At 38.1% G+C, this 9375-nt stretch carries 7 protein-coding genes; all 7 read left to right on the forward strand.

Annotation, left to right across the window (positions count from 1 at the left end):
- Window position 1: 1 nt before the first annotated feature.
- The 7 genes from SLH48_RS04350 (at window position 2) to SLH48_RS04380 (ending at window position 9012) form a co-directional block, all read left to right on the forward strand.
- On the forward strand, window positions 2-1102 hold the full coding sequence (locus SLH48_RS04350; RefSeq protein ID WP_320257125.1) for a carbamoyl phosphate synthase small subunit: 1101 nt from the start codon (window positions 2-4) through the stop codon (window positions 1100-1102).
- Window positions 1087-4299, forward strand: coding sequence for a carbamoyl-phosphate synthase large subunit (carB, locus tag SLH48_RS04355; RefSeq protein ID WP_320257126.1), 3213 nt, complete (start codon window positions 1087-1089; stop codon window positions 4297-4299). Before SLH48_RS04350 ends, carB begins: the two co-directional genes overlap by 16 nt.
- Complete coding sequence (locus SLH48_RS04360) at window positions 4296-5072, forward strand: dihydroorotate dehydrogenase electron transfer subunit (RefSeq protein WP_320257127.1); 777 nt, start codon at window positions 4296-4298, stop codon at window positions 5070-5072. Before carB ends, SLH48_RS04360 begins: the two co-directional genes overlap by 4 nt.
- Entirely contained in the window at window positions 5069-6010 is a 942-nt protein-coding gene (locus SLH48_RS04365) for a dihydroorotate dehydrogenase (protein ID WP_214483274.1), read from the forward strand. The genes SLH48_RS04360 and SLH48_RS04365 overlap by 4 nt, the downstream gene beginning before the upstream one ends.
- Window positions 5982-6698, forward strand: coding sequence for an orotidine-5'-phosphate decarboxylase (pyrF, locus tag SLH48_RS04370; protein WP_320257128.1), 717 nt, complete (start codon window positions 5982-5984; stop codon window positions 6696-6698). The genes SLH48_RS04365 and pyrF overlap by 29 nt, the downstream gene beginning before the upstream one ends.
- Window positions 6695-7327, forward strand: coding sequence for an orotate phosphoribosyltransferase (gene pyrE / locus SLH48_RS04375; protein ID WP_214483276.1), 633 nt, complete (start codon window positions 6695-6697; stop codon window positions 7325-7327). Before pyrF ends, pyrE begins: the two co-directional genes overlap by 4 nt.
- A 212-nt stretch (window positions 7328-7539) precedes the next feature.
- On the forward strand, window positions 7540-9012 hold the full coding sequence (locus SLH48_RS04380) for an alanine/glycine:cation symporter family protein (protein WP_320257129.1): 1473 nt from the start codon (window positions 7540-7542) through the stop codon (window positions 9010-9012).
- Window positions 9013-9375 lie beyond the last annotated feature (363 nt).

Below are 9375 nucleotides of genomic sequence, written 5' to 3' on the forward strand. Positions count from 1 at the left end.
TATGAAACGACAATTAATTTTAGAAGATGGAACAGTGTTTGTTGGAAAAGCATTTGGTAGTGAGAAAGATACGGTTGGTGAGGTAGTTTTTAATACAGGTATGACAGGATATCAAGAGATACTTTCAGATCCATCATATTGTGGTCAAATCGTAACTTTGACTTACCCTTTAATCGGAAATTATGGCATAAATCGAGATGATTTTGAGTCAATTACTCCTGCGATAAACGGGTTCATTGTGAAAGAATTTAGTGAACATCCTTCTAACTGGAGAAATCAATATACAATAAATGAATTTTTTAAAGAGCAAAACATTCCAGGGATAGCAGGAATAGATACTAGGAAACTAACGAGAATTATTCGTCATCATGGAGCTTTAAAAGGTGCTATTTGCTCCATGGACGTTGATGTAGCTGAAATGATCAAGCGTTTATCTTCAACTACACTTCCTACAAATCAAGTACAGAAGGTATCAACGAAAAGTCCATACCCTAGCCCAGGCCGTGGTTATAGGGTCGTATTAGTGGATTATGGGATGAAACATGGGATTTTAAGAGAATTAAACAATCGTAATTGTGATGTAATTGTCGTTCCATATAATGTTACAGCTGAAGAGATATTAAGACTTAGCCCAGATGGTGTCATGTTAAGTAATGGACCAGGAGACCCGATGGATGTACCTGAAGCAATCGATATGATTAACGGCATTATCGGCAAAGTACCGCTATTTGGAATTTGTTTAGGGCATCAATTATTTGCTCTAGCTAGTGGAGCAAGCACAGAAAAAATGAAGTTTGGTCATCGTGGATCGAATCATCCAGTTAAAAATCTTGAAACTGGAAAAGTAGATATTACTTCACAAAACCATGGATATACAGTAAATGAACAGTCAATTTCAAATACAAAATTAAATGTTACTCACATTGCTTTAAATGATGGAACAATAGAAGGCTTAGCTCATCAAGATTATCCAGCTTTTACAGTTCAATATCACCCTGAAGCTTCACCGGGTCCAGAAGATGCTAACGGTTTATTCGATGAATTTATGAGCCTAATTGAAACATACAAGAGAGAGGGAGAAAAAGTATGCCAAAACGTGTAGACATTGAGACGATTTTAGTAATTGGATCAGGACCGATCATTATTGGACAAGCAGCAGAATTTGATTATGCAGGAACGCAAGCTTGTCTAGCCTTAAAAGAGGAAGGATACCGTGTTATCTTAGTTAACTCTAATCCAGCTACAATCATGACCGACACAGAAATTGCAGATAAAGTTTACATTGAACCACTTACTCCCGAATTTGTGAGTAGAATTATTCGCAAAGAAAGACCGGATGCATTAGTACCAACATTAGGGGGACAAACTGGCTTAAACTTAGCTGTTGAGCTCTCAAAGTCAGGTGTGTTAGAAGAATGCAATGTTGAGATATTAGGTACAAAACTGGATGCTATTGAAAAAGCAGAAGATCGTGAACTGTTTCGTAATCTAATGAATGAATTAAATGAGCCTGTACCACAAAGTGAAATTATTCATACACTTGAAGAGGCGCAAAGTTTTGTTGAAGAAGTAGGCTATCCAATCATCGTTAGACCCGCATATACGTTAGGTGGCACTGGCGGAGGTATTTGTCATAACGAGGAAGAGCTCCATGAAATCGTATCTAGCGGTATAAAGATGAGTCCAGTTAATCAATGTTTACTGGAAAGAAGTATTGCAGGCTTTAAAGAAATCGAATATGAAGTAATGCGTGATTCAAATGATAATGCCATCGTAGTATGTAATATGGAAAATATTGACCCAGTCGGCATTCATACAGGGGACTCTATTGTTGTAGCGCCAAGCCAAACTCTTAGTGATCGTGAGTATCAATTGTTACGGAATACTTCTTTAAAAATTATTCGTGCGTTAAAAATTGAAGGTGGATGTAATGTTCAGCTTGCTATAGACCCGCACAGCTTTGACTATTTTATCATCGAGGTAAACCCTCGTGTAAGTCGCTCATCCGCATTGGCATCAAAAGCAACTGGCTATCCGATTGCTAAACTAGCTGCAAAAATAGCAGTTGGACTAACATTGGATGAAATGATTAACCCAGTTACTGGGAAAACCTATGCTTGTTTTGAACCAGCGTTAGATTATATCGTTTCAAAAATTCCAAGATGGCCATTCGATAAATTTGAATCAGCGAATCGTCATCTTGGCACACAAATGAAAGCTACTGGGGAAGTAATGGCAATCGGTAGAAACTTTGAAGAATCGATCTTAAAAGCTGTTCGTTCACTAGAAGCTGATGTATTTCATCTAGAACTAGATGAAGCAAGTACTCATAGTGATAAAACGATTGAAAAACGCATCCGTAAGGCTGGCGATGAGCGGTTATTTTATGTAGGAGAGGCACTCCGTCGTGGTATTACAATTGAGCAGCTCCATGAATGGAGTGCAATTGACTTATTTTTCTTACAAAAATTTCAAAACATCGTTCGTTTTGAATCTGTTTTGCAGAATAACATCGGTGATAAAGACGTGTTACATGAAGCAAAAGAGCTGGGCTTTGCAGACATAACAATCGCTAAACTATGGAATCAAACAGAACATCAAGTATATGAATTTAGAAAACAGTCGAACATCATTCCTGTATATAAAATGGTTGATACATGCGCTGCAGAGTTTGAATCAACAACACCATATTATTATGGAACATATGAGGAAGAAAATGAATCAATTGTTTCTGAGAAAGAGAGCGTGGTTGTTTTAGGTTCTGGTCCTATACGTATCGGACAAGGTGTGGAATTTGATTACGCAACAGTTCATTCAGTTTGGGCTATTAAAGAAGCAGGATATGAATCAATCATAATTAATAACAACCCAGAAACGGTTTCAACAGATTTTAGTGTATCAGATAAGCTCTATTTCGAACCGTTAACGATTGAAGATGTCATGCATATTATTGACTTAGAGAAGCCTATCGGTGTTGTTGTCCAGTTTGGCGGACAAACAGCGATTAATTTAGCGAATGAACTTGCAGAACGTGGAGTGAAAATTTTAGGAACATCTCTTGAAGACTTGGATCGCGCTGAAGATCGAGATAAGTTTGAACATACAATAACACAGTTAGGCATACCACAACCTAAAGGAAAAACGGCTACTTCTGTAGAGGAAGCTGTACAAGTAGCTGACAGAATCGGTTATCCAGTACTTGTTCGTCCATCTTACGTTTTAGGTGGAAGAGCAATGGAAATTGTATATAAAAAGGAAGAGCTGCTTCATTACATGAAAAATGCTGTCAAAGTAAATCCACAGCATCCAGTACTAATTGATAGGTATATGATTGGTAAAGAAATAGAGGTTGACGCGATTTCTGATGGGGAAAGTGTATACATTCCTGGCATTATGGAACATATTGAACGAGCTGGTGTACACTCAGGTGACTCGATCGCTGTGTATCCACCACAAACATTATCGTCTGATGTAAAACAGAAAATAGTTGATTATACAACGTCACTGGCTAAAGGTTTAAACATCGTCGGGCTACTGAATATCCAATTTATTGTGTATAAGCAAGATGTATACGTCATAGAAGTAAATCCACGATCAAGTCGTACGGTACCGTTTTTAAGTAAAATCACAGGTGTGCCTATGGCTAATATCGCAACAAAAGTAATACTAGGTGCGAAACTAGAACAGCTTGGTTATTCAACTGGTTTACATGAGGAAAGCAAAGGGGTATTTGTAAAAGTACCAGTCTTTTCGTTTGCGAAATTACGTCGCGTTGATATTACATTAGGACCAGAAATGAAGTCAACTGGAGAAGTAATGGGTAAAGACAATACATTAGAAAAAGCTTTGTATAAAGGGCTTGTTGCAGCTGGTATGAGAGTCCAACAATTTGGTTCGGTCCTTCTAACTGTAGCAGATAAAGATAAAGAAGAAGCTTTAATGATCGCTAAAAGATTTCACCGTATAGGTTATCAAGTATTAGCGACAAGTGGTACTGCTGATTTTCTAGCAAAAGAAAATATTCCTGTGACTGTCGTTAACAAAATCGGAACAGACAAACCTAATTTACTTGATGTTATTAGACAAGGAAAAGCACAGTTTGTCATTAACACATTAACGAAAGGTAAGCAGCCTGCTCGAGACGGTTTTAGAATTAGAAGGGAATCAGTTGAAAATAATATACCATGCTTGACAAGTCTTGATACAGCACAAGCAATATTACGTGTTCTCGAGTCGATGACATTTTCAGCAGAAGCGATGCCTCAATTTGAGCAAGCTAAAGAGGTGACACATTCATGATAATGCAAGAGGACATGCAGGTAGTTTCTCAAAGAGAAATTGCACAAGATATTTTTGAATTGGTATTACAAGGTGAACTGGTAACACAAATGGGAGAGCCAGGACAGTTCGTGCATATTAAAGTTTCAGAAGGGGCAGAGCCTTTGCTACGTCGTCCAATTAGTATTGCGAATGTTGATAAAAAGAATAGCCAATTTACAATGATTTATCGTAAGGAAGGACTCGGCACACGAGTCCTTTCTAGAATAAACAATGGGACAGTCAATGTATTAGGGCCATTGGGCAATGGTTTCCCAATTAACGAAACTAAACGAGGAAACACAGCTCTATTAGTAGGTGGCGGTATCGGAATTCCACCATTATATGAGCTTTCAAAGCAACTCGTTGCAAAAGGTGTGAAGGTTATACATGTTTTAGGTTTTCAAGATAAACAGGTAGCTTTTTATGAACAGCAGTTTTCAGAGCTTGGCTCAACACATATTGCAACGGTAGATGGATCGTTAGGTATAAAAGGTTTTGTGACTGATGTAATCGATCAATATCAATTATCTTTTGATGTTCTTTTCTCATGTGGTCCTACCCCAATGTTAAAAGTGATAGAAGACCGCTATCAAGATAAGAAGGCCTTTATTTCTCTTGAAGAACGTATGGGCTGTGGGATCGGTGCATGTTTTGCATGCGTTTGTCATACACAAGAAGATCCTGAAGGTACATCGTACAAGAAGGTTTGTAGCGATGGTCCAGTGTTTAAGGTTGGAGAGGTGGTATTATGAATCGACTTAACATAGAGTTACCAGGACTGAAGTTGAAAAATCCAATTATGCCAGCTTCCGGTTGCTTTGGCTTTGGTAAGGAATATGCAAATCTATATGATTTAAGTAACCTTGGAGCGATAATGATTAAAGCAACTACACTTGAGCCACGCTTTGGTAATTCTACTCCACGTGTCGCTGAAACTTCAGCAGGCATGTTAAATGCCATAGGCTTACAGAATCCAGGGCTTGAAAAAGTGTTAGCTGAGGAATTACCATGGTTGGAACAATATGATGTCCCAATTATTGCGAATGTAGCAGGTTCACAAGTCGAAGACTATGTTGAAGTTGCTCAAGAGATATCTAAAGCGAAAAATGTTCATGCGCTGGAGCTGAATATTTCTTGCCCAAATGTGAAAACTGGTGGCATAGCATTTGGAACAATACCTGAGGTTGCGCATGATTTAACAAAACAAGTAAAAGAAGTATCTACTGTGCCAGTATATGTGAAGCTTTCACCGAATGTAGCGAATATCGTTGATATGGCAACAGCAGTTGAAGAAGCCGGAGCTGATGGCTTAACGATGATTAATACACTTTTAGGGATGCGTCTTGACCTAAGAACGGCTAAGCCAATTTTAGCGAATCGTACAGGTGGGTTGTCTGGGCCAGCGATTAAACCTGTTGCAATTAGAATGATTTACGAAGTGAGTCAAAAGGTCTCCATACCAATCATTGGGATGGGAGGAGTGCAAACAGCTGAGGACGTTATTGAATATTTATATGCAGGTGCAAGTGCTGTCGCTGTAGGAACAGCAAATTTCGTGGATCCATTCGTATGTCCAAATATCATAGAAGAACTGCCATTATTACTTGATAAGCTTGGTATTGATCATATATCAGACTGCATAGGAAGGAGTTGGAAAGAGCGTGAAAAGACCATTAATCATTGCTCTTGATTTTGCAGAACAGGAGCAAGTAAATCAATTTTTAGCGAATTTTCATGGTGAAAACCTGTATCTCAAGGTAGGTATGGAACTTTTCTATCAGGAAGGTCCTCAAATTGTTTCACAGTTAAAAAATGCCGGTCACAATATCTTTTTAGATTTAAAACTACATGATATTCCTAATACAGTAAAGTCTGCCATGAAAGGAATCGCACGATTAGGTGTCGATATTATCAATGTTCATGCTGCTGGTGGGAAGCAAATGATGGAAGCGGCGATGGAAGGTCTTGAAGCGGGTACGCCTTCTGGGAATGATCGTCCGAGTTGTATTGCTGTTACACAACTGACCAGCACCTCACAACAAATGTTAAGTGAGCAACTACTTATTGATCATTCACTTGATAATGTTGTGCTTCATTATGCAAGTAACGCAAAACAAAGTGGGTTAGATGGTATTGTTTGTTCAACTCTAGAAGTACCGATGATTCAGAAAGAACTAGGAAAAGGGTTTGCTACTGTAACACCAGGCATTCGTCAATTAACAGACAATCAAGACGATCAAGTCCGTATTGCAACTCCAGAAAAGGCTCGCCAGTTAGGTTCCACCGCTATAGTCGTCGGGAGAAGTATTACGAAAGCGCAAGATCCGATAGCAGCATATAAAAAAATGAAAGCAGAATGGGAAGGAGCCTCCATATGAAAGCAAAAATAGCTGAACATTTATTAGAAATTAAAGCGGTTTTTTTACAACCAAATAATCCTTTTACATGGTCTTCAGGAATGAAATCACCGATCTACTGTGATAATCGCTTAACGTTATCTTATCCTCGTGTTCGAACAGATATAGCGGACGGTTTAGTAGAATTAATTAAAGAACATTTCCCTGAAACAGATGTCATAGCTGGTGCAGCTACAGGCGGCATTGCACATGCTGCTTTGGTAAGTGAAAGAATGAATCTACCTATGTGCTACGTTCGAGGTAAGGCCAAAGGCCATGGGAAAGGAAACCAAATAGAAGGTGTCGTGTCTGAAGGCCAAAATGTTGTCGTGGTTGAAGATTTAATCTCTACTGGAGGAAGCGCGTTAACAGTTGTTGAGGCACTTAGAGCAGAAGGCTGTAATGTGTTAGGAATCGCTTCAATTTTTACGTATGGACTGCTTGCAGGTCAACAAAAATTAGATGAAGCTAATGTAAGAGCTTATTCGTTAACAGATTTTGCGGCTTTAACTGAAGTAGCTGCTAAGAACGGGTATATAACTCAAGAAGATATTTCGAAACTGTTGAAATGGAGTGAAAATCCTCAAGACGAAACATGGATGAATATCTAATAATAGTCAAAATTTTCTTTTATTTGACACTTCTTACAATTTGAATAATAATGTTATTATATGAATAAATATCCCTATTGTTTTTGATAAACTGAGAATTATGAATAATCATACTAATATACTACTTAGCTATAAAAATTTTCATAGCAAAGATTTTTGAATAAAACTTTATTATTATTCTACTAAACTAAAAAACAAGGGGGATAAATGTAATGACAAGTGTTGTAGGATGGCTAAATGATCATATTTGGAGTATTTATCTGATTTATTTATGTTTAGGAGCAGGCTTATTCTTTACGATTGCTACGAGATTTGTTCAAGTCAGATACTTTAAAGAAATGATTAAATTAATGTTTGAGGGAAAAAGCTCCAAATCAGGAGTATCATCCTTCCAAGCGTTAGCACTATCTTTATCTGGGCGCGTAGGTACCGGGAATATTGCTGGTGTTGCTTCTGCGATAGCATATGGAGGGCCTGGAGCAGTGTTCTGGATGTGGCTAATTGCCTTTTTAGGTGCTGGCTCCGCTTTCGTAGAATCATCTTTGGGGCAAGTTTTTAAAACAAAACAAGATGGTGAATATCGTGGTGGACCAGCGTTCTATATCGAAAAAGGTCTTAAAATAAAATGGTACGCAATTTTATTTGCGCTTGTTACTGTTATTGCAACTGGAATGCTTTTACCAGGTGTACAAGCTAACAGTATAGCGGCAGGAATGGATAATGCATTTGGGATAAACCCTACGATTACAGGTGTGTTTTTAGTTGTATTCCTAGCGTTAATTATTTTCGGTGGAATTAAACGTATTGTCAATGTTGCTCAAGTAGTTGTACCATTTATGGCTATAGGGTATATATTAGTTTCTATGTACATCTTAATTACAAACATCTCACAGGTTCCTGAAGTGTTTAGTCTTATCTTTAGCAGTGCTTTTGGGACAGATGCTACTTTTGGTGGTATTTTAGGTGCAGCTATTGCATGGGGAGTCAAACGAGGTATTTACTCTAATGAGGCTGGTCAAGGTACGGGACCTCATGCAGCAGCAGCAGCTGAAGTTTCACACCCTGCAAAACAAGGACTTGTTCAGGCGTTCTCAGTATACATAGACACGTTGTTTGTATGCTCAGCAACGGCATTTATGATTATTATTACTGGTATGTATAATGTTACACCAGAAGGGGAAGCGCCGATTGTCAATAATTTAGCAGATGTAGAACCAGGACCAGTATATACACAACAAGCAATAGAATCACAAATACCTGGCTTCGGAGCACCGTTTGTTTCGATTTCACTTCTCTTTTTCGCTTTTACAACAATTATGGCATACTACTATATGGCTGAAACAAACCTAGCATATCTTAACCGTAAAGTGCGACGGGTTTGGTCTGAATATTTATTAAAAGTTGCGCTGTTATTTGTTGTCTTTTATGGAAGTGTAAAAACTGCAGATTTAGCTTGGGGCTTAGGTGATGTTGGTGTTGGTAGTATGGCATGGTTAAATATAATAGCAATATTACTGTTGACGAAACCAGCGTTAAGAGTACTTAAAGATTATGAAACTCAGAAAAGAGCAGGTAAGGATCCAGTATTTAACCCTAGCAAGTTAGGTATTGAAGGTGCTGATTTTTGGGAAGAGGAATACAAAAATCACGAAGCTGATGAGTCAAAATCAACTAAAGCTGTCTAATTGTAAGGTTCTTTTCGAAAAAATTGTTGCTATGTTTACTGACAGTATGAATGAGAACACTGGATGTATACGTGCTTTAATGAAAAAACGAAGAGTAACAATTAATGTGAAAGCAACTAAATGAAAAAAGTAGAGGGGGCCGCAGGCCCCCTTTTGTTATTTCTAAGTTTACTATTTTCTAATTTTTTTGTTTAGTTTCAATCCTTAAACCTAAAAGGTACGGCTTCGAATGCTACGCATGTCCTTGTGCTTATAGAAAATGGTAAAGAAACTTACAGATTTTCACGAACGGGAAAGCCTACTCCTTAAGGTGTGGGATGGTAGTGAGATCAGATACGGTGTAGCTTCTGCTACATTAAGTAT

This window comes from Cytobacillus sp. IB215316, from assembly GCF_033963865.1.
Lineage (GTDB): Bacteria > Bacillota > Bacilli > Bacillales > SM2101 > Nanhaiella > Nanhaiella sioensis.

Bases quoted from the DNA above. Each gene is read 5' to 3' on its own strand.
- SLH48_RS04380 (WP_320257129.1), top strand. From the start codon at position 7,540: ATGACAAGTGTTGTAGGATGGCTAAATGATCATATTTGGAGTATTTAT.
- pyrE (WP_214483276.1), top strand. From the start codon at position 6,695: ATGAAAGCAAAAATAGCTGAACATTTATTAGAAATTAAAGCGGTTTTT.
- SLH48_RS04360 (WP_320257127.1), top strand. From the start codon at position 4,296: ATGATAATGCAAGAGGACATGCAGGTAGTTTCTCAAAGAGAAATTGCA.
- SLH48_RS04365 (WP_214483274.1), top strand. From the start codon at position 5,069: ATGAATCGACTTAACATAGAGTTACCAGGACTGAAGTTGAAAAATCCA.
- SLH48_RS04350 (WP_320257125.1), top strand. From the start codon at position 2: ATGAAACGACAATTAATTTTAGAAGATGGAACAGTGTTTGTTGGAAAA.
- carB (WP_320257126.1), top strand. From the start codon at position 1,087: ATGCCAAAACGTGTAGACATTGAGACGATTTTAGTAATTGGATCAGGA.